Source organism: Burkholderia sp. JPY481 (genome assembly GCF_038900515.1).
GTDB lineage: Bacteria > Pseudomonadota > Gammaproteobacteria > Burkholderiales > Burkholderiaceae > Paraburkholderia > Paraburkholderia youngii.
In genome coordinates, this window is record NZ_JAYMRT010000021.1 from 25588 (window position 1) to 48705 (window position 23118).

Annotated in this window: 22 protein-coding genes, 1 tRNA gene and 2 pseudogenes; 9 read left to right on the plus strand and 16 right to left on the minus strand. The window is 58.1% G+C overall.

Translation table 11 applies throughout. The features are described 5' to 3' along the window. The first annotated feature begins 241 nt into the window (after nucleotides 1–241). Nucleotides 242–544 (plus strand): hypothetical protein, encoded by a 303-nt coding sequence (locus VSR82_RS32845; RefSeq protein ID WP_498858417.1) that lies wholly within the window; start codon nucleotides 242–244, stop codon nucleotides 542–544. A 392-nt stretch (nucleotides 545–936) separates the two neighbouring features. After that, entirely contained in the window at nucleotides 937–1359 is a 423-nt protein-coding gene (locus tag VSR82_RS32850; RefSeq protein WP_498858418.1) for a hypothetical protein, read from the plus strand. Nucleotides 1360–1515: 156 nt separating this feature from the next. Here the strand turns inward: VSR82_RS32850 and VSR82_RS32855 are convergent. Beyond that, nucleotides 1516–1747 (minus strand): annotated as a pseudogene (locus tag VSR82_RS32855) (DUF1289 domain-containing protein). A gap of 3 nt (nucleotides 1748–1750) precedes the next feature. Then, nucleotides 1751–2966, minus strand: a pseudogene (dmeF, locus tag VSR82_RS32860) (CDF family Co(II)/Ni(II) efflux transporter DmeF); the annotation flags it as partial. A gap of 537 nt (nucleotides 2967–3503) precedes the next feature. Between dmeF and VSR82_RS32865 the strand changes: the two are divergent. After that, nucleotides 3504–3917: a hypothetical protein gene (locus VSR82_RS32865; RefSeq protein WP_498858419.1), complete on the plus strand. Its 414-nt coding sequence runs from the start codon at nucleotides 3504–3506 to the stop codon at nucleotides 3915–3917. A 147-nt stretch (nucleotides 3918–4064) separates the two neighbouring features. After that, a complete protein-coding gene (locus VSR82_RS32870; protein ID WP_498858420.1) occupies nucleotides 4065–5447 on the plus strand; it encodes a hypothetical protein in 1383 nt (460 codons plus the stop codon). A gap of 499 nt (nucleotides 5448–5946) precedes the next feature. On the opposite strand, the gene VSR82_RS32875 is transcribed toward VSR82_RS32870, so the two are convergent. Beyond that, entirely contained in the window at nucleotides 5947–6888 is a 942-nt protein-coding gene (locus VSR82_RS32875) for a hypothetical protein (RefSeq protein ID WP_498858421.1), read from the minus strand. Nucleotides 6889–7050: 162 nt separating this feature from the next. Between VSR82_RS32875 and VSR82_RS32880 the strand changes: the two genes are divergently transcribed. From VSR82_RS32880 to VSR82_RS32890, 3 genes are read left to right on the plus strand one after another with little or no spacing between them, the layout of a single operon-like run. Then, a complete protein-coding gene (locus VSR82_RS32880; protein ID WP_498858422.1) occupies nucleotides 7051–7629 on the plus strand; it encodes a hypothetical protein in 579 nt (192 codons plus the stop codon). Between the two features lie 4 nt (nucleotides 7630–7633). Next, the gene (locus VSR82_RS32885) at nucleotides 7634–8038 is read left to right on the plus strand and encodes a hypothetical protein (RefSeq protein ID WP_498858423.1); all 405 of its coding nucleotides are present in this window, start codon (nucleotides 7634–7636) and stop codon (nucleotides 8036–8038) included. Next, nucleotides 8035–8850, plus strand: coding sequence for an ImmA/IrrE family metallo-endopeptidase (locus tag VSR82_RS32890; protein WP_498858424.1), 816 nt, complete (start codon nucleotides 8035–8037; stop codon nucleotides 8848–8850). The genes VSR82_RS32885 and VSR82_RS32890 overlap by 4 nt, the downstream gene beginning before the upstream one ends. Before the next feature lie 32 nt (nucleotides 8851–8882). Here VSR82_RS32890 and VSR82_RS32895 read toward each other — a convergent pair whose 3' ends face one another. The 5 genes from VSR82_RS32895 to VSR82_RS32915 form a co-directional block, all read right to left on the minus strand. Then, nucleotides 8883–9830: a DNA-processing protein DprA gene (locus VSR82_RS32895; protein ID WP_498858425.1), complete on the minus strand. Its 948-nt coding sequence runs from the start codon at nucleotides 9828–9830 to the stop codon at nucleotides 8883–8885. Then, a complete protein-coding gene (locus VSR82_RS32900) occupies nucleotides 9830–11299 on the minus strand; it encodes an HAD-IA family hydrolase (RefSeq protein ID WP_498858426.1) in 1470 nt (489 codons plus the stop codon). Before VSR82_RS32900 ends, VSR82_RS32895 begins: the two co-directional genes overlap by 1 nt. 65 nt (nucleotides 11300–11364) lie before the next feature. Then, nucleotides 11365–12498: a phosphoribosyltransferase gene (locus VSR82_RS32905; RefSeq protein WP_498858427.1), complete on the minus strand. Its 1134-nt coding sequence runs from the start codon at nucleotides 12496–12498 to the stop codon at nucleotides 11365–11367. A 457-nt stretch (nucleotides 12499–12955) separates the two neighbouring features. Then, nucleotides 12956–13813, minus strand: coding sequence for a trypsin-like peptidase domain-containing protein (locus VSR82_RS32910; RefSeq protein ID WP_498858428.1), 858 nt, complete (start codon nucleotides 13811–13813; stop codon nucleotides 12956–12958). A 171-nt stretch (nucleotides 13814–13984) separates the two neighbouring features. After that, nucleotides 13985–14911 (minus strand): hypothetical protein, encoded by a 927-nt coding sequence (locus VSR82_RS32915; protein WP_498858429.1) that lies wholly within the window; start codon nucleotides 14909–14911, stop codon nucleotides 13985–13987. Nucleotides 14912–15034: 123 nt separating this feature from the next. Here VSR82_RS32915 and VSR82_RS32920 point away from each other — a divergent pair, with 123 nt between their 5' ends. Further along, nucleotides 15035–15397: a hypothetical protein gene (locus VSR82_RS32920; protein WP_498858430.1), complete on the plus strand. Its 363-nt coding sequence runs from the start codon at nucleotides 15035–15037 to the stop codon at nucleotides 15395–15397. 340 nt (nucleotides 15398–15737) lie between these two features. Here VSR82_RS32920 and VSR82_RS32925 read toward each other — a convergent pair whose 3' ends face one another. From VSR82_RS32925 to VSR82_RS32960, 8 genes are all read right to left on the minus strand, one after another. After that, complete coding sequence (locus VSR82_RS32925) at nucleotides 15738–17129, minus strand: site-specific integrase family protein (RefSeq protein WP_498858431.1); 1392 nt, start codon at nucleotides 17127–17129, stop codon at nucleotides 15738–15740. 716 nt (nucleotides 17130–17845) lie between these two features. Next, the gene (locus tag VSR82_RS32930) at nucleotides 17846–18130 is read right to left on the minus strand and encodes a helix-turn-helix transcriptional regulator (RefSeq protein ID WP_498858432.1); all 285 of its coding nucleotides are present in this window, start codon (nucleotides 18128–18130) and stop codon (nucleotides 17846–17848) included. A gap of 117 nt (nucleotides 18131–18247) precedes the next feature. Next, nucleotides 18248–19456, minus strand: coding sequence for a tyrosine-type recombinase/integrase (locus tag VSR82_RS32935; protein ID WP_498858433.1), 1209 nt, complete (start codon nucleotides 19454–19456; stop codon nucleotides 18248–18250). A gap of 164 nt (nucleotides 19457–19620) precedes the next feature. After that, nucleotides 19621–19696: transfer RNA gene (locus VSR82_RS32940), tRNA-Ala, on the minus strand. Between the two features lie 62 nt (nucleotides 19697–19758). Further along, nucleotides 19759–20115: a c-type cytochrome gene (locus VSR82_RS32945; RefSeq protein WP_368583281.1), complete on the minus strand. Its 357-nt coding sequence runs from the start codon at nucleotides 20113–20115 to the stop codon at nucleotides 19759–19761. Next, nucleotides 20115–20906 carry a BON domain-containing protein gene (locus tag VSR82_RS32950; protein ID WP_429461176.1) on the minus strand — a complete coding sequence of 264 codons (792 nt, stop codon included), beginning with the start codon at nucleotides 20904–20906 and terminating at the stop codon, nucleotides 20115–20117. Before VSR82_RS32950 ends, VSR82_RS32945 begins: the two co-directional genes overlap by 1 nt. Nucleotides 20907–20932: 26 nt before the next feature. Further along, a complete protein-coding gene (locus VSR82_RS32955; protein WP_429461178.1) occupies nucleotides 20933–21520 on the minus strand; it encodes a phosphoheptose isomerase in 588 nt (195 codons plus the stop codon). Between the two features lie 142 nt (nucleotides 21521–21662). Further along, nucleotides 21663–22136: a YraN family protein gene (locus tag VSR82_RS32960; protein WP_429461949.1), complete on the minus strand. Its 474-nt coding sequence runs from the start codon at nucleotides 22134–22136 to the stop codon at nucleotides 21663–21665. A 37-nt stretch (nucleotides 22137–22173) separates the two neighbouring features. Between VSR82_RS32960 and rsmI the strand changes: the two genes are divergently transcribed. Continuing rightward, nucleotides 22174–23058: a 16S rRNA (cytidine(1402)-2'-O)-methyltransferase gene (gene rsmI, locus VSR82_RS32965; protein WP_429461180.1), complete on the plus strand. Its 885-nt coding sequence runs from the start codon at nucleotides 22174–22176 to the stop codon at nucleotides 23056–23058. Nucleotides 23059–23118: the final 60 nt, after the last annotated feature.

Genomic DNA, 23118 nt, shown 5'->3' on the forward strand with positions numbered 1-23118 from the left:
CAAGACCGCGTGTATCATCCGCCACTCAAAGAAGTGTGGTCTCACAAATTGGTTCGCGGTGGATGCCGAAGCGTGGACCGTGGCCGCCTATAAAGACCATTTCCTGCGCACAGATTCAGATACCGCACTCGGCGCCCTGCTCGTGCGCAGACGGCTGCGAATGTGGCTCGAACGCGCGTGCGAATAGTGACCGCCCGCAACCTCGGCTCGTTGTGGCGGCTATGTAGGAGGAGGCGCAATCGTGAAAGTGAGGGACCTGCTGCATTGCCTGCAAGACGCCGACCCCGATGCGGTCGTCCTCTACCTTGCGCCGTATGCCGATGTCAGCGCTGCCGAAGAGGTAACTCACGTGTTAATCGCGAGGGACGTCTGGACATGTGAACGTCACACGTCAGCTGACGGGATTTTTTCGAGCGTCTATCACCCGGCCGAATACGGGCTCTCCCTTGGCTGGAATCCCCAGACAGACAAGCAATACCCGCGGTGGGTTGTCATCTTGTCTTCCGAGCCACTGCAAGCAATCGATTGCCACGCCAATGAGTGAGGCCATGCGCTCTGCCAGACTTGTCCGTCGAGCCTTTGTGCGCAAACGGATTCTCCTGTCGTCCGGGGAGTTTTGCCGGCGCAAAGGCATTTCCCGCGCAGAACTGGCCCGACTAGCGCGCCGCGGCGATGTCTCTGCCATGCGAGTTGACGGTCACCTACACTACCCCGCGTTTCTGGGGGACAACACCCTCAATCGACACCGACTGGCCAAACTGCTCGGACGCCTTCCACCAGCCCTGCCAGCAGAAATGATTTTCGACCTGGTGATGTCGCGTAGAGGGTCACTAGGAGACAAATCGCCGATGCAAGCAATACGGCGAGGCGCTCGATATCGCATCGCGCTGCGTCTCGCCGATAGCCTAGCTGACGAGTACCAACGAGGAGCCAATCATGGCAAGCGAAGACGAGGCATTGCTCGTCGTATCGGTGTATGACGGTCAGTTCTTCGGAGATATGTTATCTCTCGTAAAGATATGCGTCATTGAAGGGTGTATCACCTCCCATCACACGGAGCACTTCTCGACGCTCGAAGAGACTTGGAAGTTGTTAGAGATGTGGGCCGAGAAGTACGCGACCCCGCCCCCGCGAGGCGACTGTTTCACCGTTTTTATCGGTCGCAAAGACGGAGGCGATATGGAGGTCGAGCCGGTGACACGCCTCGACGCGTACGCACACAACGGCGAAGCCACCGCCTGCGTCATGAGTCGGACTCCGAGTTGGGACACGGAGCGAGTTTGCTATCAGCCCGATGACGGCAGCGTCGCGATTGTGTGCAAAATCTTGCGGGCCAACCTAGGTCGCACGGAAAACTAGGTTGGTGTGCCGTCAAGTCTCCGCAATACCATGGTGGCTGGGTCCATCATCCGCTATTGGTATATCCGCGCGATATCAATATTGCTTCTGCGAAGTCTGCCCGTAACTCTGGTAAGCGCTTTACGGCGCCCATCGTGGGCATTGGTACTATTGACCTCAGTTGCTGCGTGGCTCTTCGGTTGATGCACACGTGTCAGCGTTGGATACAGTCGATTCACGTTTCAACTTTGCCTGTCGCCGGGGCCTGTCATTTGAGAACCTGATGGCGCCTGTGGTCGGTCATCTTTTTCCAGTCCCGGATTTCTTCCCGCGTTCGAAGACAACAGACACAGTAGCCTGTCTTGCCATCAAGGCTGCATACATCGATGCATGGCGATTGCACTGCCATCGCTTATCCTGTAAATCGGGTCGAGTTGACTTCAACTGTCACGTGCGAAAGTCCCTTGAAACGCTTGAGAGCAGCGTGATAGAAGCTCGGACTGCGTTGCACCTCATTGGTCGCAACCGATACGACAGCACTCATGTGCCCTGGACCGAGACGCCACACAAGAAGGTCGAGCACCGTGTCACCATTGTCTTCAATCGCGTGACGGACGTTGTCAGCCATTCGTCGGTCCTGACTCATGTCGAGCAGAATGCCTCCCGTATCGCGCATCAGGCCCCACGACCAGTTCGCAATCACAAGTGCGCCGATAACACCCGCGAGCGGGTCCATCCAGAGCCAGCCGTATGCGCGTGCGAGCAACAGACCGATGATTGCAAGCACTGACACGGCTGCGTCTGCCATGACGTGAATGTACGCGGACCGGATATTGTGGTCACGAGTCGCGGCAGCATGCGTGTCGTGATGGTCATGGCTGTGCTCTTCGAATTCGATTCGATGTTCATTGGTCCGCCAGGTGAACGACGGCCTTGAACGCATGCGGTTCGGGAATCTCTTCTTTCGATTCTAGGTAATCGCCCCAGTCAGCAAACGAAAAGGCGTGACGTCTGCCGTCGGGTCGAACCGTCGTTACAGAAACAGCATCCGCGGTTTGCCTCGAAGTCGTTGTCTCGGGCGTAATCCGGAACACCGGCGGTACGCCATCTTCAAAGATGGACACGGCGAACACCCCGGAGCTATCGAAGATGCGTTGAACCTCATCCTCGTTGGTATGTTCGTCTTCATGTTCGTGGCTGTGCCCATGACTGTGGCTATGTCCATGACTGTGGCTATGTCGGTCGTGATGGCCCCCGCTCAGCAACCAGACACTGGCGAGATTGACCAGCAGGCCAACCACGGCGATGGGAATAGCCTGGTTGAAGTGGATGGGCACGGGTGAGATGAAGCGCAATACAGCCTCATATCGAATCAGCAGAGCAATCATCGCCAGCACAATGGCGCTGGTGAAGCCCGCAAGGCCACCTAGTTTGCCGGTCCCAAAGACGAATCGCGAGTCCGTAGCGTGCTTGCGGGCATATGTGCAAGCCAGCGCCGCTATCAACATCGCGCCGGCATGTGTCGACATGTGCAGGCCGTCGGCGACGAGCGCCAGTGAGCCAAACAGGCTGCCACCCACGATTTCAGTCACCATCATTGCGCTGCACAGCGCAATTACCATCCATGTTGAACAAAATCCGCAGGCGCTTGAGTGCTACCCGATTCGAGCGGGCCTGGTCGCGCCAGGCCCGCTGAACTGCTCCGCAAAGAGCGTCCATCTGGACCACAAGCTGGGCATCCTGACGACCTCAGCTATCAGGCGCCGGACCGTGTCGTCGTCCTCCGAACCGGACCCATGCTTCGACGCAGCTCTGCCAGCGACAGCGAAGGCACCTGCGGCATAGTGCGAGGAGGCACGGCGACGTCCTCGATGCGGTATAGATGTACAGCATCGCGTAACAAAGGCGCTTTCGGCAACGTTCCCTACAGACCTGCGTGTCGACGCGACACCCCTTTATCATGGGAAATGTGGAAAGGAGGCCGCAACCTGGCCAGCAAAGACATCCAAGGGACACAACATCAGAAGTTCGGTAAAGGCCCCAAACGGGGTAGTCGTGGCAGCGGAGCATATGGCGTCACCGCTAAAGGCGTGGCCTTGTCGACCGTTAACCGGATGGCCCGTCATTGATTGGGCAATCTGACAATCGAACATTGAGACCAAAAAATGCCGACAGTGAACGCTTACATCCCTCAAGTTTCTTCATTGATTTTCGACACAGACGAGGGCGCCCGGAAAGCGTCTGCGTGCATCGAGTTTGGCGGCTGGAACGCGGAAAAGGCGACTCTGACGCCAATCAAGGTCGGGGATTTGCTGGCAATGCCGGGCGCGCCCACCCTCGTGTGGGTGATGGATAGTTTGGCCGCAGCAGCGGAGGCTGGCCGTGTCGACCCGGAAACTTGCCTGACTCAACTGTTCGCCTCTCCTTCGGACATCCGTGATATGCGGGCAGTGTTGCACGGTGAAGGCCGGGGCTTGTGGCTGAGCGACCGGCACCGCGGCGCGCTCTTGAAACTGGGCGCAGCTTCCATCGACCTGTTGTCTTATGCGGACGTCGCGGCTTTCTTCGACCCGGCTTGAGTGAAGAGCAAATCACAGACCGTGTCGGCGAAAAACGTCTTCGTCACGAACCGACATAGTTGGACTGTGTCCCTTAAGTCTCGCCCCCGCCAAAGGACTGCGAGAGATGCGGTCAGCACACGACCTCATCAGCGAAAAAGCGAATAATTGAAAATGCTCTTACCAAACGTAGAAAGCCTGTCAAAAACGCTCAACAAGTTAAAGATTGAATCGGAAAAGCGGATTGTCAATGGAACCGTCGATGACGTTCTCGAGAAAGATTTCTGGCTGGCCAACCCTCAATTGAGTGCTTCGAAAGAAGCTACATTGCAAGAGCTCAAAGAGGCCATTCGTCTGGTAAAGGCGATTGAAGCGAAACCGTTCTGGAGCCGTCTGTTGCTGCGAAAAGAGTATGCGCGAGCCTTGGAACGGCAACGCGATGTAGTGGGTAAGCGCTCGAACCAAGTTGAGGTAGAAGTAACAGAATTCAAGGCATACGAGCTAGTTAATCGCCCAAGCGCCGTCAAAACGGTGAAGCAATCCGACGACAGCTCCAACTATCTCCTCGAAATCAAAAAGCTCGAAAAGGAGCTGAACGACCTGGCGCAGGTCTATACAAGGGCAATTTTGCAGCACGGGAACAATGCACTTGGAATTGAATACCAGGAGCCGCTCCTCCCTACCGGCGCCATGCAACTTGACCTCATTTATGTGACGCAGCAACTCGGAGAACTGCAAGAGTTTGCTCGCAGGGAGTTGCCGACACGAGTCGCCCAAGCAGGCATCTTAAAAAAAGCACTAGAAATTCACAGTGAATTTCTAGTGGCGAACTGTGCGAGCGAGTTGAGTGGCTCAGATAGCACCGCGTACGCACTCGCAACGGCAGAAGGTATCACGAGACAACTTAAACCCGCGGTGAAGCCACCCGCGACTGACCCGCAAGACCGCTTACAGGTCGCGTTCAGAGCAGCGGTGACGCCCGGAAGCTTCGTCCGGCCAGACGCTTGGATTACCTTCTGGACAGCAATCAAGGCAACGAGCGACTACCACGCGAAGGCATACGGGGCCGGTTATGCTGAAGACGCGTTCGCCATTGATTGGTGTAATGCGTGGGAGCAGCAGATTCGGGCTTGGGGTCCGAGTTTGTGCGTTGCACTCGGATTGCCCGATGGATATGTGCACGCGGTGCGCGGAACGTTCCTCAACAAGAAAGCCGAGACTAGGACGGGCGCCGACATCATGCTTGCGCTTTGCACGAAATTTGGTAAATCCGTTCGTGTGCGCCTCGCATTTATCCAGTTCAAGAGGGACGACCGTAAAACGGACAAGATTGATGTTTGGCAGGATGGTGTGCGACAGTTTCAGTGCCTGGAAAAGCTCCACCGGCCCCGACCTCGGCAGTTTCTCAATGCACGCGCTACTTTCCGTACGCAACAGTGGCCTAGCCTCGATTCCTGCGGTTGCAATTCCGCAGTCCAAGGCGGCGATAAATCGACGTTATGGTTTCACCGAGAAGACCTCGGCGAGCACCTGGACGGCGACTGGCTGTGACGTTGACTGGCGCGATTGTGGCGAATCCTTTCCAACTTTACTAACCGGAGCGTTGTGCAGTAAGTCGCCAGCATCATTTGATGGTGTGCAAGCCGCGTTCAAATGGCTGAGCGACCAGTCGGGCTTGATTTCGACCGAACTGCCTCCGTACATGATTTTTCAGGCAATTGGCGACAACGCTCGCGCGCTAACCAAGTCAATGGAAATGGAGGGCGCACGTTGGGCAAAAATCTTGGGCATATCTCGGGACGACCGGTCGTACGGGCTGTCGATGTAAGCGGATGCTGCTTGCTCGAGTTGAAGAGTTTGACCTGTAACTACTGTTCGAACAAGTTGCGTGGTCGCAGGAACCGCTTGATGATTTCGAGGAGTAACTTCTGCTGCTCATCGCATTCGCGCGGGTTCGCCATCTTCGATTTCCTTTCTGTTTCGGCGAGGCGTCGCGCTGAAACCGCGACGCTCTCCCGCCCCTAGTCGTGAGGTATGCCTTTCGGTTTGGTTAGGCTGCGCGGCGCCTCGGACGGGCAAACACCAGTTCGAGTTCATCAAACCAGCTGCGCGTGTGAATAAGCCGCCCCTCGTGGGCGCCAGCCGAGAGGATTTCGGCTTTCGACATCTGTGATACGCGTTCCCAGTTAGTGTCGGAAAGCACATAAGTTGCGTTGTTCACCTGCCGGCTCTCGAGCAGGCAAAAACCTTGGCTCGGGAATCCGAACACGGCGTATCCATCGAAACCGGCCGCGCCAACTGCGACGAAATCGGGCGTGTGCTTGCCGATGGCGGCAAAGCGAGCAGCGATGACTTCGCGATTGCCTGCGGGAGCGCTCGCGACGATGCGGTCGAGCGCCGGCTTTGCGCCGAGCCAGGGATTGCGACCGGGCGGCAGCAGTTCCCAGTTCACGCGGCGAACAGGAGCCGCTACCCACGAGCCGAGGGCCAACGACAACACTTCGAAGCCGCCAAACTGCTCACAGAAGACGTTTGCTGTGTTGGTCGCGGTCGTGTCGAGGTCGCTGCCGACGGTGAAAGGCCCGGCAACCACAAACGACGCACCGTCAGGCCGCATCTGAATCTGCAGTTCAACCGCGTAGGGAGGAACGAACGTACGAGGGTACCGCAGATAGGGCACGTCTTTCACCCCCGTCTGCTCGACGGTGTCGCGGCCGTGGCGCTCGGTCCAGGTCCAGCTGATTTGGCGATACCGCGTTTCCTTTGGCCGGTCGCGATGAATGATGTCGAACCCATTCGCGTTGCGGCGGCTCGCCCCGCCGCCGACCGCCGGCGGTAGCACGCGAGTGCCATTTACGGGACGCGTACCGAGGCCGGCACGTTCCAGCCGTTCCGGCTGAATCGTGCTGAGCGGCAGTCCCAGTAGGTACTGCTCGCCCGCGCGGAGATGCGCCAAGTCCCTGTTGATATTGCGAGTTTTGCGATTTACCATCTTTCAATTGTCCTTATACAGTGTGGGCGCTACGCACCATGCGCTTGTGCCCTTACTGGACAGGACTCTCGAGAAGCCGTCCGTGGACGCCGAACATAAAAATATTTTTAGCGCGTCCACCGATGCCGGTTGAAGAGTCATATATCAGGAGCGGGTACGGGGATGGCCGAGACCGTGGAGAACGACAGCCGGCTGAGCAAACGCGAGGTCGAGGAAGAGTTGCTGAAGCTGAGCGAAGCTGACTGGACGCGGGCTCAGATTTACGCGGACTTTTTGTCAAGAAGCCTTGCTGGCTGCGAGGGCAACGACTTGCTGCAGATGGCAATGGAGAAGTTCCTCAACATGCGTCGTAGGTGGCCGAGGGGCCTCGAGCCGCTCAAGGCCCTGTTCGGCGCAATGCGGAGCATTTCTTCGAATGAGCTCAAGAAGGAGATGAATGGTCCGATTGACACGTTCGCGGTTGTATCGACGACCGATGAAACTCCCGACCAAGAGGGCGGTCGGCCCTACGCGGTTGCTACAACGTCGGAAACGCCGGACGACTGGCTCGCCGGCCGGCAACTGGTCGAGCAGATTGAATCGGAACTATCCGACGATGAGGAAGCTGGTTTGTTATTTATGTTGTGGATTGAGGGAACGCGCGGCACCGAAGCGGCGGCCGAGCTAGGTTGGGACAAGAAGCGCTTTGACGCAGCGCGGAAGCGTTTGCTGCGCCGGCTCGCACCTCAAGAGGAAGGGTGAAACAATGAACATTAAGACGAAGGGCGAGCCCTTCGACCACCTGTCGGATGCCTTGGAGCGAGAGCTGCTCGGCATGTCCGATGAAGATGTCCTTGAGGGAAGGGACGGGGAAGCGGCCAAGAAAAACGGTTTGAAGCTGCTAAAAGCGGCGAAGTCCGCCGCCGGGAAACAGCGGCTCGCTGCAGCTAGGGAATCGATGTCCGCAGGTCGCACATTAGGCCTGACGGGCCGACACGACGTCAAATTAGATGAAATCAAGGCCTATATACGGCAAGCATCGAACGACGGCCAATACACCTTGGCTGCGCGAAATCTGGATGAAATGACAGAGTCCGACTTGCGACGAATCTATGCCCAGCTCAAAAGGCTGGAGGGCTCCCAAGATTCAGGCGAGGCCGACAAAAAATGAGCCCTGGTGAGCGCGCTGAGAGTCTCATAGAGGAGTTCGGTATTACGTCCCCTGACGAGTTGGATGTAGAAGCTTTTGCCTACGATGCTGGCCTCGAAGTCGTGTTCGATGAATTGGAGGGCTGTGAGGCAACTCTTGTCGGTTACGGAAATCGAGCTATTGCAACCATTCGGCCATCGAACGTCGTCGGACGAGAGCGCTTTTCCATTGGGCATGAACTTGGCCATTGGAAAATGCATCGCGGCAAGTCGTTCCGTTGTCGCGTAGACGACCCAGGCGAAAACCTTGCATCGAACAGTGACCTAGAAAAACATGCGGACGAGTATGCAGCCCATCTTTTGATGCCACGTCCGCTGTTGCAGCCGATGGTCAAGACCGTTGGACGCCCCGGCTTCAGGCACATCAACGAATTCGCTGAGATTTTCCAGACGAGTCGCACTGCAACCTGTATTCGACTTGCACAAATCGACACGCTCCCGCTTATCGTTGCCTGCTACCGTGGGAATGAACTGCGGTGGCTATCGCGGTCACCAGATGTCCCCAAAAGGTGGTTCCTCAAACGTCACCTCGACGAAGACAGTCTCGCCTACGACGTCTTGACGCTAGGCAAGGAGTCGCAGGGAAAGCAACCTGCGGAAGTGTGGTTCGACAATGACGACATCGACGAATACGAGGTCATGGAATACAGCGCTCGCGGCCGCGACGGAGAGGTACTTGTGCTCGTCTATCTCACCGATGTCGAGATGATGGTGACGGAAAGCCGGCATTTTCCGAACTCGTCAAATCGCGGTCAACCCCGGGGTTGGCGGTAACCGTACTGGAGCGGGAGCCGCGTGCTTACATTTCACGCAAGCAGTGTTGACTCAATCGCCTCGTAGTCGTTTCTCGACCGAAGAGCGATAAGGCGCTCCAAGTCGGACTCCTGGCACTTGAGTATCGAGAGCTTCTCGCTGACACTGCCGGTGGTCAATGCAATATTGCCGCGCGCCTTCTCGTACCCGCTGTCGACATCCCTGTGCGTCGCGAACGGGACTATCAAAAATCGACCGTACCGAAGTGCGGCCCGACTCGCATGCAGACTACCACCGCCCCTGTCAGATTGAGCCATCACTACTGCCTTCGCGAGCGCCGCTTGGATTCTGTCGCGTTCGACAAAGTGTCCTGAAAATGCCGGGGTGCCATACGGGTACTCTGAGACTAGCAAGCCGCCCGTCTCCACGATGGCCTCGGCCAAAGAAGCATTCGATTTGGGATAGACGGCGTCCAGTCCATGAGCCATAGCGGCCACCGTCGAGCTCTCGTGCTTGAGCGCCTCTTTATGTGCGACAGTGTCCAAGCCAAGAGCAAGCCCGCTGACTATTTGCCACCCGGAATTCCCAAAGTACTGAGTGATTCGCCGAGCGGTTTCGATTCCGTGCTCCGACGGCTCTCGAGTACCGATGACCGCTATAGCCTTGGTAGAGAATCGCGCAGGGTCTCCCGCGACATACAGAAGCGCAGGTCTGTCTTCCGTTGCTGCCAAAAGCTGCGGATATTCTGGGTCCAGCGGACTCAATATCGTATGGCCACGTTCTGACGCTTGCCGAAGGTCATCCTCCGCCGCCTTGAGCGCCTTGTCATAGCCCAAGCTCGCAGGCTGCAGCGGCGCGAGTTCGGGGAAGGTTTCAGCCAAATCGTCCAGCTTAACTTGAAAAAACAGTGGCTCTGCGGCCAAAGCTTGGAGAGTCTTCCGGCCGACCCCCTTCACTTTGCTCGCAATCAGTACACGAATTGTGTAGTCAGATACAGCCACTATTGAATGTCTTCGGTGTAGTTACAGGACGGTGTCTGATTGTATCCGGTGCAGCCCCAAAACCGGTTGCCATTCTGTCGATTGGTACGGCGGACCATTAGTCTGTCGCAGACCCTGCAGTATTTTGGGTGCATGTCCTCGGTGTAGTTGCATCGGTCGGGTACCGCGTCCGCATAGTACCCTGAGCAGCCCCAGAAATGGGTTCCATCGACCTGATTGCGACGAAGCCGCATCGGGCGCGTGCACCGCGGGCAGCTTTTGTCATCCTGCTGAACGCTCACCGTTTTCGCGAAGGCCAAGCCGGTCACCGATGCCGCCCCTGCTGTTTCCAACAGGTCGATGGCGCGAGCGATAGTTGACCCCGTCGTCACAACGTCGTCGATTACGAGAACGTGGCGCCCCTGGATGCGTTCGGCAGAACCCCCTGCGAGCTGTAGCGCTCGCTTGGCTTCTGCCGCCCGCTGGTCGGCGGAGAGGGTCTTCTGCTTTTGTGCATCGTCGGCATACCGCAACAAAGTGGCATCGAAACTCACTCCGGCGAACTCTGGCCCGGCAGCTTGCTGTACGCGTCGAAGGAAATTTTCCAAGCGAGGGTGACCGCCGACCTTCCCTGGCACGACAGTGATGAGGTCAAAGGGATGTTCATTGTGGAACAGGTATTCCGGGCCGCGTCGAAGGACGTGCAAAACAACGTCGACCCAATATGACTGAAGCTCAAATTGCGGGACACTTTCTTTGCGTACGATGTCTTGTGACAGCGCATGCGCTTCGTGGAGTGTGGCCGTAACCACTGCCTTCTGGCTGTAGTAGCGGCCGAGACACAGAATCCGCAGTTGTTCGACGACGGTTACGACGTTGCCAGAAAGGTCAAGAGGCAGGAAATACGTCGCGCCTCGGGTGAAGTTAATAGACTGGTTCTCCGCAGCGCGCTCCGCAAAGAAGCGAAAGTCGCCCGGGTCGTCAAAGTAGTCAATCAGGTTGCGCGACGACAAGGTCGCCGCTGGCGCTGTTGAGACAGTCTCGCGTGATGCCCAGGTTGGAACGACCGGCGTAACGCCAGCGTTGTACGCCGCCACGATATCGATGTACTCGTCACCGACATAAAGAACGTTTGGACCGGGTTCCTCCCCAAGTCGCTCAAGTGCGAGCAGGATTCCATCGGGCGCCGGCTTCGGCTCCTTGCCCGCGCGCTTGACATCGGAATACGTGACAACCACGTCAAAGTCGTCTCGCATCTCCAAATGGGCAAGAATGCGGTCGACGTAGCCTCGACCCGCGTTCGACACAATTCCGAGCAGGACGCCTCGTTCTCTCAATTCCCGAATCAACTCTGGAACGGGTCGGTATGGCGCGACCTGCGCCATCGTCTCCGGTGTGAGCAAATCGTATTCGAGGGACTCCCGTATCTCCCGAACCGAACGCGTTTTCACCAAAGTACTGTCGAAGTCGAACAAAACAACGTTGGTCATTCTGGTCTCCAAGTTCGGAGTAGTTCTTGATTTTTTCTGCCTTACCGAGTGTCCGCCTGACGGCGCTATCCCAACAGCGATGCCAACGCGGCTTGGCTTCCGTAGTTGGTGCTACCGGGAAACGCGCTATATGACCAAGTGAAGTCTGATGCCTGCACCGGTGCAAACGGGTCCGTCTTCAACTCGATGTGGTAAGCACTGAGTTGGTTTCCGAACTTGCCCAGAGCGATTCCGGTAATTGACGCCGCTCCCGCCTTACGCAGAAAGGCGGCGGCGACACCGAAGGAGACGCCATACGTTGTGCAGTCATCGACCACTACAACGTTCTTCCCGCGGAGCTTGCCCGCGTAGAAGGGATTCAAATGAATGGTCGTGACCTGTCCCGTAGGGTCTCGCCTGTCACCGCTAAAGCTACCACTGGACCGCTTGACCGAAGGCGTGTGTCGAATGAATAGAGGCTGACCGCGTTCTGCCATTCGGACGCGCGAAACCGTCGTGCGAAGCCGATGGGTGAAATCGCTAAGCGTCTCGTCATCAGAGTTGTCGCTGCTGGACGAGGGGTAGACGCCCCACAGAAGGTCTGAGACGCCACCGGCACCCATAAACATCATCGACCGTGCAGTCACCGCGAGCAACGCATTCAGGTGGACGCCTCCATTTTTGACAGTCTGCTTAAGTTTTCCTGCAAATATCTGTTGGTCGATTCCCTTGCCCATCTGAGACAGGTCGGCCAACACGTGCACGCTGTACCCCGGCGTGTTGCCTTGGTACCACCATTGCCCCTGCCATCCCGCTGTCAAGGAGATGACTTGAGCTAGCTCCGTGGGATTCGCGGCTCGAATGCCCAAGTCTGCAACGTATTTATTGTTCGCCCACCCTGCCCCAATCACCACAGCGTGACCATTCTTCGCCATCTGGATGTCGTCTAGCTTCGACGCCAGTACCAGCACGTCGTGGTTTTGCAGATTGAAGCGATTTGCATTATGCGAGACAACTCCTCCATCTTGCCGCCCGGGGCTGCGAAGGAATTGAACTTTTGTGTTGGCAAATGCTTGCTGGAACCAGAGAGGTTCTGAGTGATTCGACAAAAGAGCGACCGGGTTTCCTGCCGCTGCGAAGTCAGCCAGCACTTTAACGATAGATGGGTGTGGCGTCCCCGAGACCAGAACTGAGTCGGGAGAGGTCAACAGCATTTGCATATCTAGGTCTCGCTCTTCTGAGTGGATGCGCAGAGCCACATCGAATCAATGCAATCGACGACGTGACACCTCGTCTCCGCGAGTGGCCCAACATCTAAAAAAAGGATATGTGCGGAGCGGAAATATCCCACATCGACGAAATTAGGCGCTATATTTTTTTGTTTCTCAGCCGCCCCGCTTTATTTGCCCACATGTTAGGGCGCAGCGCAACCAACGTCAACGGCACGGCTCGCCTTGCTTTTGAGTTTTCTTCGCGAATCACGCAGAATGCATTTTATGCAAATCGCATAAACCCAAAAGCTGAAGGCCCGAGAAGTCACCCAGTTCAGCCGAGGTCGCACTTCTCCCAAAGCTCTGGCAAATCTGGAAAGCGGGATGTACAAAGTCCCGCCCCGGAAAGCGCGCCGCATTGCAATCCGCAACGCAGCGACGCAAGTCTACTCATGCACTACCAATGTCATGGCTGCCCGGCCTTAGTCCCTTTCAGGAACGGGTCGCCGGTCGAAATTGGCACCGCGAGAGTCACAGTTCGGGCTGAGACGTCGTGATACGGTATCGTGGCGCGCGCGCTCGTTATTCCCATCAAACAACCGTCTATCGACAGAACCGCACCGCCGGAGTCCCCTTCATTGGCTGAAACCGCGAGGACCAGTACAGGGTCTCCGGGATGCCAGTTCCAATTGGGTATCTGTGAGTCACTTGTTAGCTTAGGCAAAGTGGTCATGTCCAGTACCGCGTCGAATTTTTGGGGAATCCAATGAAATTCTATTTCTCCCGCGTTACCAGTCGACTCCTTTGCCAGCCCACCTAGTGCATATTGGCTGCCTGCAGGAACCCTCGACGAGCAAACCCGAGCAGGGTTTTTGTCTAATTCAGGAGCGCCTGGGACTAGCAGGGACTCTTCGGCGTTCTGGGGGTTCGGAATAAGACTGTATGTGTTAACTAACAGCATCGCCAAGTCCCGTCGAAAGTCGATGCGCTCAACTTTAGCTGTGGTCAAATAGTTACCGGAGCGCATGGCACCTACTTGTACCATTATGGGTTCATGATGCTCAAACGCCTCTCGGACAACATGAGCAGCCGTGATTGCGTGCTGTCCGTCCAATAGAAAGGCAGAACCATCAGTCGCGCGTTCCACTTTGCCGAACCTATCGACTATCACATAATGGATATGCACGAGCCGCACTGCCGCAGCCTCCGTGACATTGGTGTTTAGCAACCAAGGGCTTTCATCAGCCGCAAAGATACGTGACGAAACCAGCACTAGACTGGCAATTGCAAGGGTCTTCAGCGTGGCAGTAGTTTTTCGTAGCATGATTTTTTTCTCAGTAGTCTCAACTTCTCGCTTCATAGTAGACAAGCACGAAGGCTTACTCTGGTACCGAATACCCAGTAATCACGCGGTTGGGAAGAGAAAATGCTGCACGCGTCTTCGCGCCGCCGATGAAACTGGCTTCACAGTGGGGTTCAGTTCCCGGGTCACATGTCAACGTGCAAAATAGCCACCGCTCACTAGGGACCAATTTCGTAGCGCGCTTGCCGACAGATTTTCCCCACCAGCCATCGATTGAAGAGTCTTCTTATAAGCAGCCTGATTGGCTACCGGTATGCGCTCCACCCATCGAGCCAATAAACCCTGAAAAGTGGTATCGCAACAAGCTTCGTATTTGTAATCGACAGTCTTCAGCACTGTCCTCAGGCGCTCGACAGCTAACTGCAGCAGCGAGCAGGCGTTCTTGTCTACCTGGACCCGGTTTAGCTCGCGCATGCCCGCGTTTCGCTTGGTCGATTCGGCTGCGGCCAGAAGAAGAGCGATGTGCTGCAACTGATGATAAGGTGGACGAGTGCATCGGTTGGGAATGCGCGTGACAAGCGGAAATTCGCCGCCCAAAGTGTTGCCCGTATTGCATGCCCCGAGCATTATGCACTTCAAGCGAGCCCATTCCTTCGCCGTCAAACCGTCCATGTCGCGATTTGCTTTGACGATGTCCGAGACTTCGAAGAAGCCCTTGCGGTCCTTTGCCTTGTTCGCGCGCACGCTCATGACGACAAGGTTGCCGTCAGCGTAGGCTCCATCGTTGTTCACCCGGTCCACTGACCAGTCGGTGTCGAGTCCGGTCCCATGGGTCATCTCACAAAGTGTCACTGGGCAGGTGGCATGGTCAATCGCCTCGATGTACTTGGCGGTTATCCCCTCGTGAACGACCCGGCCTCGCCGGAGCGCGTTCTGACGAAGTTGCAGCCATTTGCGCTCGAAGCGCGTTGGATGTCTGGTCCTGCGCCCATGGTGAGCCTTGCCGGCAGCGTGTCCTTCCCTGACATCAGCGGGGGCGTCTTCCCGCGGAATCCATCCGTAGTGCGCCAAATCCCATCCCAGTGCCCGACCAATCTCCGCGGTGTACTCCTGCGCCATCTTTCTGCTCTCTTGTTGTATGTGCCCATTCGATAACGGCCCATTCCGAACAAGTCTTGAGGTCCGACCAGCAGACCAAGTCCCAAGTGAACCCCGTTTAAACCAGGCACCGCTACAGGGCACATGGAGAAAAGAATCGAAGAGATGAGCGGCGGTCCCCTTGCTGACAGCGAGGCATGCACGAGTGCACTCGTCGGTGTGCTGCTAGCCGACGCGGTCACCGACATTGAAGTCGTCCGCGAACTCGGCATCAGCGAAGAAATGGTTGAGCGTCTTCAGCGCGCGGTGGAGAGGTGCGGTGCGCGCAGGCGATTCTCGACGCAGTGGGAGGGTGCCGGCTTGAAAACAGCGGAGGAGAGCGGGAGCACAAGTCGACGAGGCGGTGAGAATGCTGGCAGAAAGCGTTCCGGCACGCCAGCTCAATCTATTGGTCAACTGTTCCGACATAAGGCGGAAGGTATCATGGGACTAGACCGCCATTTGTAGTTCATATTACCCGATTCGCTTCACCGCGTTGAACATGACGAACTAGGAGGCTTTTCGCGAAGTAGCGTGTGCAGAACGTGTTTGCAGGTGGGCTGCCAAAGTAAGCCAAAGTTGCTCGCGCTTGACAGCCCGCGTCATTCGTGACGGTTCGCGAAGTGCCTGCAGCTCCCGTGCAAGCCGACGCCGGCGCTCGGCAACCTCGCGTCATATACCAGCATTAGTGCCATACGGTCGAAGGCGGATTCACGCGCCACGCGAAAAACCGCCAATCTATCGTGCTACCTTGCGTCGACCGCCCGACGTAAAAGCGCTTCGAGAACGCTACATCGGCCGGTCGCCGCTACTCATCGCTGGAAACGTCGGTGGCGAGCACGGGTCGAGCTACCTGCGAAACCGCACCGCTTCGTAGCCGCGTTTGTCGGCCATCCTGACGCTTGAAATCGTCTTCGACGCCAGAAAGCAGCTTGACTTTTGTTTTCCAGAACTCGGATTGGAGCGGCGACATATCGCGCTCCACCAGTCGCCCTGCCAGCATAAGCAGTGCGTCTCCATAACTCTCAACAAACGGGCGCAAGGTCTCTGTCGAGGCCATGCCGCGCCGTCCAAATTTCCGCGAGGGCGTTTGCTGATTGAGCATCCCTTGAGTCACCCATATCTGTTCGAAAAGGTCCATTGAATAGCTCGCCACCGTTTCGCGAAAATTGCAATGCCGCAATTCCTGCATACCGGTGAGCTCGCGAAGCCGCGCCAGCGACCTTTTGAACGGCTCCGTACGCCATGGGTTCGGGAGACTACTTGTCGCCGCCGCAGCGCCCGCGCGCGAGGAAGGTAACGGATACATGTACGGCGAGCCAAAGCCGTGTTTGGCGTGGTGTGACCGCAGCGTTCGCAGTTCCATCGCCAGGTACGGGTGCAACGGCATTTCCACAGCGCCACCATGGCCGAAACTCGCTGAGCTGTCCGAGATGAGACACGCAGGCGCCCCCCCACCTTCCAGTTTCAGATGGGACCACTCCATCACGCGAACGGAGCGCTCGCGAAATCCGGTGAACAGCAGAGTGTAAAAGTAAGCTCGCGGATAAGGGTTCAGCGTGTCGATGGCGTCGAACAAGGTCCGCAATATGGCGGGCGATAATATGCTTCGACCAACGGACTTGGTCAGCGAAGTGGGGATATTCATGCCCATCGCGGGATTCAATGGCAGTTTCGCGTAATTGGCGAGTCCCCGGATAATGCGGATAAGTCGACCAGCCAACGACGCCTCCCCGGGGTTCTCGGCGATACGGTCACACAGCTCTTTCAGTCGCGCGTGCGTCAGCGAATGCAACGGCTTGTCCAGCCATTCGTTGGCGTACTTCCTGAGTATCCACTCGTATTTTTTCAACGTCGAATCACTCAGGCTTCCACGCTTGCCCCACTTCTCGAAGACCTGCCAAAGTGTTTGTTCCGGCAAATCCATCGCGCCACGTCTGCCTGCGGCAATCGCAGCACATACGCGCTCGCACTCGCGTCGAGCTACCGCGAGGTCCATCGTCGGGTACTCGCCTATCCTGTGACGAAAATGTTTCCCAAGCGAGTTTCTGCTTTGAACCCACCACTCTTGCTTTCCAGCGTGTGAGACTCGGAGGAACAGCCCGTTCTTCATTGCTACATCGCGATAGAGAACGCTGTATGGCCTAGCGTCACGATTAAGGGCTATCACGTTGTCCAGAGTGGTTGTCGATACCGTCATGCTGTTTTCCAAAAGTTGTGCGCCGTAAGAGCTGCTTTGCGCGACGCCATATCGTTATCCTCAACTTCACCTGTAAAGGTGCGAGGCGAGTGGCAATTCTGGTAGGAAGGCTGACGGTCTGCGAGATACATCGAGCAGGAGTTGTGACTGCACGCACAAAATGCTGTCAAAAAAGGCATAGAGGCTCAACCCGGGTTTTAGCGAGCAAGCACGCCTTGAAAATCTCACGAGGTCGTCTTTCGGTGGAATCGCAGCTGGTGGTTGCCCTAGGACCGCCAAACCACATTACTGAAGCCAGCTACCGTGAACGGATACCGCATATCGGGTCGACTGTCCCAGATTGTCGCCACCCGATGTGCAGCATGATTCAAGTCTGTGCCGTGCTTGATACACCGAAGCACAGTGGAAGGAGCGCTCAAAAAGCGAACGGAACATCCGGTCTGTCGCGTCAAACGGAGAGAGAGTCGACGAGGCATTCGCAGCTGACATTGCCGAAGATACGCAGGCGACGCCATAGCATCTAACGAAGGTGGCCGTCCGACCCGCGTCGTTCACATGGAAGTTCAAGCGCTCTGCCACCTTTACCAGTGAATTGCGCCCGTCGATTTGCATTACTGCCCGACCGCGGTGATGGCTCGGCGTTGCACGCACTGTGGCCCAGGCGTGTCACCGCCGACTTCCGGTTCACGCAGATTCAATCGACGCCGCAATAATGCTCACACAGCGTCAAGCTCCGGCGCGCAGCGAGTCCGTGGAGCGTCCGCTTCCGTGGAGTGGCCGCTATGGTCGATTACCCATTTTCGAATCTCCGGCGTTGGCCACACAGTGGTTCGTTCAGACAGCTTCAGCGGTGACGGGAAGGTGCCGTCCTTCACCCGTCGCCAAAGTGTGGCGCGTGAAAACGGCAACAATCCCGCAATCTGCTTTTTTGCATCTCCGACAAGCTGCTTCTCCCGGAGAAAGGCGGTTGTTTGGAGAATGGCAGGAAGTTCAAGGGTCATCGTTGGACCGTTGGTAGTTTCGGTCCAACGTGTAGAGACAGCCCGAGACAAATTGGGCCGTTTCAGGGACGATTACACGATGATATTTAGCTATCGAAATTCTTCAATAATAGTCAATTAGGGCTCGTCATGAGCCACTTCTGCGGACAGCCTGAGCTTGTCGAGATAGTCCGACCAGGCCTGCATCATCTCCCGTCGTCCGTCCAGGTGGGCAGTTCTGTTATATGCGCGCCCATTCGCGTCGCGCACCATGTGCGCGAGCTGATGCTCTATCCAATCGACGGGAAATCTCAGCCGTTCATCAAGCACCGTGCGGGCCATGGCCCGGAAGCCATGTCCCGTGATGTCGTTTTTGGTCGAGTAGCCCATGCTACGGAGTGCCTTGTTGACGGTATTGTTGGATATCGTGCTCCGAGGATTCCGCCCCCTGAACACGAAGACGCCGTCGCCCGTCAATGGATGCAGCTCCCGGAGAATGTCCACAACCTGAGTTGACAACGGCACGATGTGCGGCCGGTTCATCTTCATGCGCTCGTCGGGGACCTCCCACGTGGCATCGTCCAGGTCGAACTCCCGCCACTCGGCAAGCCGAAGCTCTACTGGTCGAAGAAAAACGTGAGGAGCAATCCGCAAGCAACATTGGACTTCGAACGTACCCTTGTAGGCATACATATCGCGAAGCAGCGGGCCAATTTCTTCCGGATTGGTGATGCTGGCAAAATGCTCTTCCCTCCAAGGTGTCAGCGCGCCTTTGAGGTCGACCGTGATGTCGCGTTCCGCTCGGCCCGTCGCGACTGCGTACCGGAAGACCTGACCACAATTCTGCTTCGCCCTGTGCGCTGTCTCGACAACGCGGGCCTCGATTCGCTGCAAAACCTTCAAGAGTTCAAAGGGTTTGATTTGACCTATCGGTCGCTTACCCAGCCAGGGAAAGACATCGCGCTCGAAGCGACGGATAACTTTCTCGGCGTGGCTGTCTTCCCAGACCTTCTTCTGTTTTTCAAGCCATTCGCGGGTCACGACCTCGAAGCTACTAGCGTTGGCGTCGGCCTTTGCCTGTTTCTGAGCTTTACGATGAACGCTCGGGTCGACCCCGTCGGCGACCAGCTTTCGTGCGTCGTCGCGCTTCTCACGCGCCTTCTGTAGGCCGACATCCGGATAGACGCCGAGTGACAGGCGCTTCTCCTTGCCGTCGATTCGGTACTTGAACCGCCACCACTTGCTACCGGTGGAAGTGACCTCGAGATAGAGCCCGCGCTCGTCGGAAATCTTGTAAAGTTTTTCCCGTGGCTTGGCCTGCTTGATTTTGGTGTCGGTGAGCGACATCTGGGGGCAACTCCTTCGCGTATCTGCTGGTTGCCCTCGATGTTGCCCCCAGTTGCCCCAAGATGACAAGATGCGGCATGAGACAACCAGAGACAAAGAAAAAGCCGCGAACCCAGTAGATTCGCGGCTTTCGAGATGTTGCGTGACGCTGTGAGACGATTCGGTGGTGGAGAGGAGGAGGATCGAACTCCCGACCTTCGCATTGCGAACGCGACGCTCTCCCAGCTGAGCTACCCCCCCAACGAAAATAATTCTAGCACAGCCATTTTCCCTTTTGCCAAGCCTCCCGCTCCGGGAAAACCTCATCTGGACGGCGCGCCGGCGAGCACCCAATCAACCACCGTGCGAATATCTGCATCGCTCATCGATTGATGGGCCGGCATCGGAATCATGCCCCATACGCCGGAGCCGCCGTCCTTCACCTTGCGAGCGAGTTTGGCCGGCGCCTGCGCGTCGCCTTTGTACTTCGCGGCGATTTGCTGAAACGACGGACCAACCAACTTGCGATCCACCGCGTGACAGCCCATGCACGCATTCGCCGCGGCGACCTGCTGGCCGCGTAGTGCGGCCTCAGCCGCGCAAGCAACCGACGTCATCATGCCCGCCATCGCACCGACCACCAGCGCGAAGACAACACCCCCACGCGTCACACCCCGCATCAAGGCACCGCCTTCGGATTACCCGGCCGCACCGCCGTCGACGAATTGACTGGCGCAGGCGCCTGCTGATCGAGCGGCCGCGCGCTCACCCCCGAATCGGGAATCGCGCCGACAGTAGGCTCACTAACCTCGGGCTGCGAGGCGGGCACCGGCGCCGTCGCGGTAGCGGCAGCAGCGGCCTCCGCTTCCTGCGGCTGGATGTACTGGAACACCTTGACGACCTGCACGACCCCAGGCACGCGGCTCGTGACATCAGCGCCGATTTTGCCCTCATCCATCGTGACGAGGCCCATCAGATAGACGTTGCCGCGCTCGGCCACGACCTTGAAGTTGTTCGCCGAAATGTTCTTCTCGGCGATCAGCGCGGTCTTCACGCGCGTTTCGAGGTAGGTGTCGTTGGTGCGCGACGAGAATGAACTCGCCGGCATGATCGCCAGTTCATTGACGATCGTATTCACGTTGTTCAGGTTCCGCACGATGCTCTCGGCACGCTGCTTCGACACTTCGCCCGCGACCTCGCCGGTCAGCAGCACGCGGCGGTTGAACACCGTGACGTTCACGTGTGCGGAGTCCGGCAGATTCTGGCTGATCTGCGACAGCGCCTTCACCTGAATCTCGCGATCCTCGGTCTGCGCGCCGAGCGTGCGACGGTCGGTCGCCATCAGCGCGCCGCCACCCGCCGCGGCCCCGACGGCGAGAAAGCAGCCTTGCAGCGTGGCCGACAGTCCCGCCGCGAACCCGACCACGAGCACGGTTCTCACCAGTGTCTTCTTGATGCGGAATGCGCTCATCAACTAGCTCTCCTTCGAAATCAGTCTCAGTCTTCGCCGAGCAACATGGCATCGATGCCGTCGCAAAGGCAATGGATGGTCAGCAGGTGCACTTCCTGGATGCGCGCGGTGCGCTCGGACGGCACGCATACGTGGATGTCGGTGTCGCTCAATACTTCCTGCGCGCGTCCGCCGCCCTTGCCGGTCAGTGCGACGACGATCATTTCGCGCTCGTGCGCCGCTTCGATCGCGGCGAGCACGTTCGTGGAATTGCCGGATGTGGTGATCGCGAGCAACACGTCGCCGGGCTGACCCAGAGCCCAGACTTGCTTCGCGTAAATCTGTTCGAACGAATAGTCGTTGGCGATCGCGGTGAGCACTGAGGTGTCGGTGCTGAGCGCAATGGCCGGCAGGCCTGGCCGCTCGCGCTCGAAGCGGCCGATCAGCTCGGCCGCGAAATGCTGCGCGTCAGCGGCCGAACCACCATTGCCGCACGCGAGGATGCGATTGCCGTTGGCGAGCGCGGCGAACATCGTGTCGATCGCGGCGGCGATCGGCATCGACAGGGTTTCGAGGGCTTCGAGTTTGACTGCCGCGCTGTCGCGGAAGTGTTGTTGGATGCGTTCGACTGACATCGAGTCTCTATCTTCTACCGCGAATGGACCGCACTCTGCGGCCGTGTTGTGAAGTCATACTGCCAGGCTGTGGCCGCCGATGAGCTCGCGCGGCACGCGAGCGCAAGTTTATCGCACTCACGCGCGTTGTCCGCGTGAGCCGTCAGAGTTCGTCGGCGCGAAACGCATCGCGCAACCACACGAGCCTGCCGCTCTCGAACGCGACGACGTCGAAACGGCACGCGGGTTCGTCGCGCGGGGCGCGGTTCGTCGCGGCGCGAGTCGCGAGATAGTGGCGCGCCGCCCGCACGATGCGCTGCCGCTTCTGCCAACCGATGCTCGCGGCCGCACCGCCGTAATGCCGCTGCGCACGCGCGCGAACTTCGACGAACACCAGCGCGCCGTCGCGATCGCTCATGACGAGATCGATCTCGCCGCCTCGACACGTCACGTTGCGTGCGACGAAGCACAGACGCTGACGCTGCAAAAATTCTTGTGCGCGTGCTTCGAAAGCGGCGCCGACGGATTTGGACTGGTGCGCGCAGGAAAAGTTGTGAGCGGCTTTTGGGCTGGCGTTGATGGGCGTCTTTTGCGCAGTCCTCGCCGCGCCCTGCTCGCGCAAGCCCACATGGCACAATGTCGGCCTCGTTCCGTCTGTTTGTGTCTTCCGTGTCATGACTCCTCTCTCCGAACTCGCGCAAGGGCAGCAGTACCCCGCCGCCGCGCTGTATGTGGTGGCCACGCCGATCGGCAACATCGCCGACATCACGCTGCGCGCGCTGCACGTGCTCGGACTCGCGGATCGCATCGCCGCCGAGGACACCCGCAACACCGGTCAGCTGCTCGCGCGCTACGGCATCTCGAAGCCGCTCGTCGCCGTGCATCAGCACAACGAGCGCGCCGCCGCGCAGCGCGTGATCGAGTATCTGCAGGCCGGCGAGCGCGTGGCCTACGTGTCGGACGCGGGGACGCCGGGCATCTCTGACCCGGGCGCCAAGCTCGTCGATGCGGTGCGCGAGGCCGGCTTCACGGTGGTCCCGCTGCCCGGCGCGAGCGCGCTCGCCACCGCGCTCAGCGCGACCGGCGACTGGGTCGCGACGTTCTCGTTCCTCGGCTTCCTCCCGCCGAAGCCGAAGGCGCGCGCCGCCGCCTTGCAGGCGCTCGCGCAACATCCTCACGCGATGGTGTTCTACGAAGCACCGCACCGAATCGTCGAGACGGTGCAGGCGCTCGCCGATGCGTTCGGCGGCACGCGCCGTCTGCTGATCGCGCGGGAACTGACGAAATTACACGAAGCGCTGCACCAGGGCACTCTGGCCGAAGGGCCAGCGTGGCTCGCCGCCGATGCGAACCGGCAACGGGGCGAATTCGTGCTGGTGGTCGAAGGCGCGTCGCCCGAAGCGTCCGGCGAGCACGATCACGACGCGCTGCTCGGCATCCTGCTGGAAGAATTGACGGTCAGCAGCGCCGCGAAGGTCGCGGCGGCGCTCACGGGCGCATCGCGCAATGCGCTGTACACGCGCGCGCTCGCACTGAAGGAAGACGAGCCCGACACCTGAAGGCCAAGCCTGGCGGGCAAAGCGGCAGAAAAAGAAAAGGGCCGCATATCGCGGCCCTTC

Excerpts from the sequence above, each read along its gene's own strand:
- VSR82_RS32850 (WP_498858418.1), top strand. The coding sequence starts at position 937 with ATGGCAAGCGAAGACGAGGCATTGCTCGTCGTATCGGTGTATGACGGT.
- VSR82_RS32865 (WP_498858419.1), top strand. The coding sequence starts at position 3,504 with ATGCCGACAGTGAACGCTTACATCCCTCAAGTTTCTTCATTGATTTTC.
- VSR82_RS32875 (WP_498858421.1), bottom strand. The coding sequence starts at position 6,888 with ATGGTAAATCGCAAAACTCGCAATATCAACAGGGACTTGGCGCATCTC.
- VSR82_RS32880 (WP_498858422.1), top strand. The coding sequence starts at position 7,051 with ATGGCCGAGACCGTGGAGAACGACAGCCGGCTGAGCAAACGCGAGGTC.
- VSR82_RS32885 (WP_498858423.1), top strand. The coding sequence starts at position 7,634 with ATGAACATTAAGACGAAGGGCGAGCCCTTCGACCACCTGTCGGATGCC.
- VSR82_RS32890 (WP_498858424.1), top strand. The coding sequence starts at position 8,035 with ATGAGCCCTGGTGAGCGCGCTGAGAGTCTCATAGAGGAGTTCGGTATT.
- VSR82_RS32900 (WP_498858426.1), bottom strand. The coding sequence starts at position 11,299 with ATGACCAACGTTGTTTTGTTCGACTTCGACAGTACTTTGGTGAAAACG.
- VSR82_RS32905 (WP_498858427.1), bottom strand. The coding sequence starts at position 12,498 with ATGCAAATGCTGTTGACCTCTCCCGACTCAGTTCTGGTCTCGGGGACG.
- VSR82_RS32910 (WP_498858428.1), bottom strand. The coding sequence starts at position 13,813 with ATGCTACGAAAAACTACTGCCACGCTGAAGACCCTTGCAATTGCCAGT.
- VSR82_RS32915 (WP_498858429.1), bottom strand. The coding sequence starts at position 14,911 with ATGGCGCAGGAGTACACCGCGGAGATTGGTCGGGCACTGGGATGGGAT.
- VSR82_RS32920 (WP_498858430.1), top strand. The coding sequence starts at position 15,035 with ATGGAGAAAAGAATCGAAGAGATGAGCGGCGGTCCCCTTGCTGACAGC.
- VSR82_RS32925 (WP_498858431.1), bottom strand. The coding sequence starts at position 17,129 with ATGACGGTATCGACAACCACTCTGGACAACGTGATAGCCCTTAATCGT.
- VSR82_RS32930 (WP_498858432.1), bottom strand. The coding sequence starts at position 18,130 with ATGACCCTTGAACTTCCTGCCATTCTCCAAACAACCGCCTTTCTCCGG.
- VSR82_RS32935 (WP_498858433.1), bottom strand. The coding sequence starts at position 19,456 with ATGTCGCTCACCGACACCAAAATCAAGCAGGCCAAGCCACGGGAAAAA.
- VSR82_RS32945 (WP_368583281.1), bottom strand. The coding sequence starts at position 20,115 with ATGCGGGGTGTGACGCGTGGGGGTGTTGTCTTCGCGCTGGTGGTCGGT.
- VSR82_RS32950 (WP_429461176.1), bottom strand. The coding sequence starts at position 20,906 with ATGAGCGCATTCCGCATCAAGAAGACACTGGTGAGAACCGTGCTCGTG.
- VSR82_RS32955 (WP_429461178.1), bottom strand. The coding sequence starts at position 21,520 with ATGTCAGTCGAACGCATCCAACAACACTTCCGCGACAGCGCGGCAGTC.
- rsmI (WP_429461180.1), top strand. The coding sequence starts at position 22,174 with ATGACTCCTCTCTCCGAACTCGCGCAAGGGCAGCAGTACCCCGCCGCC.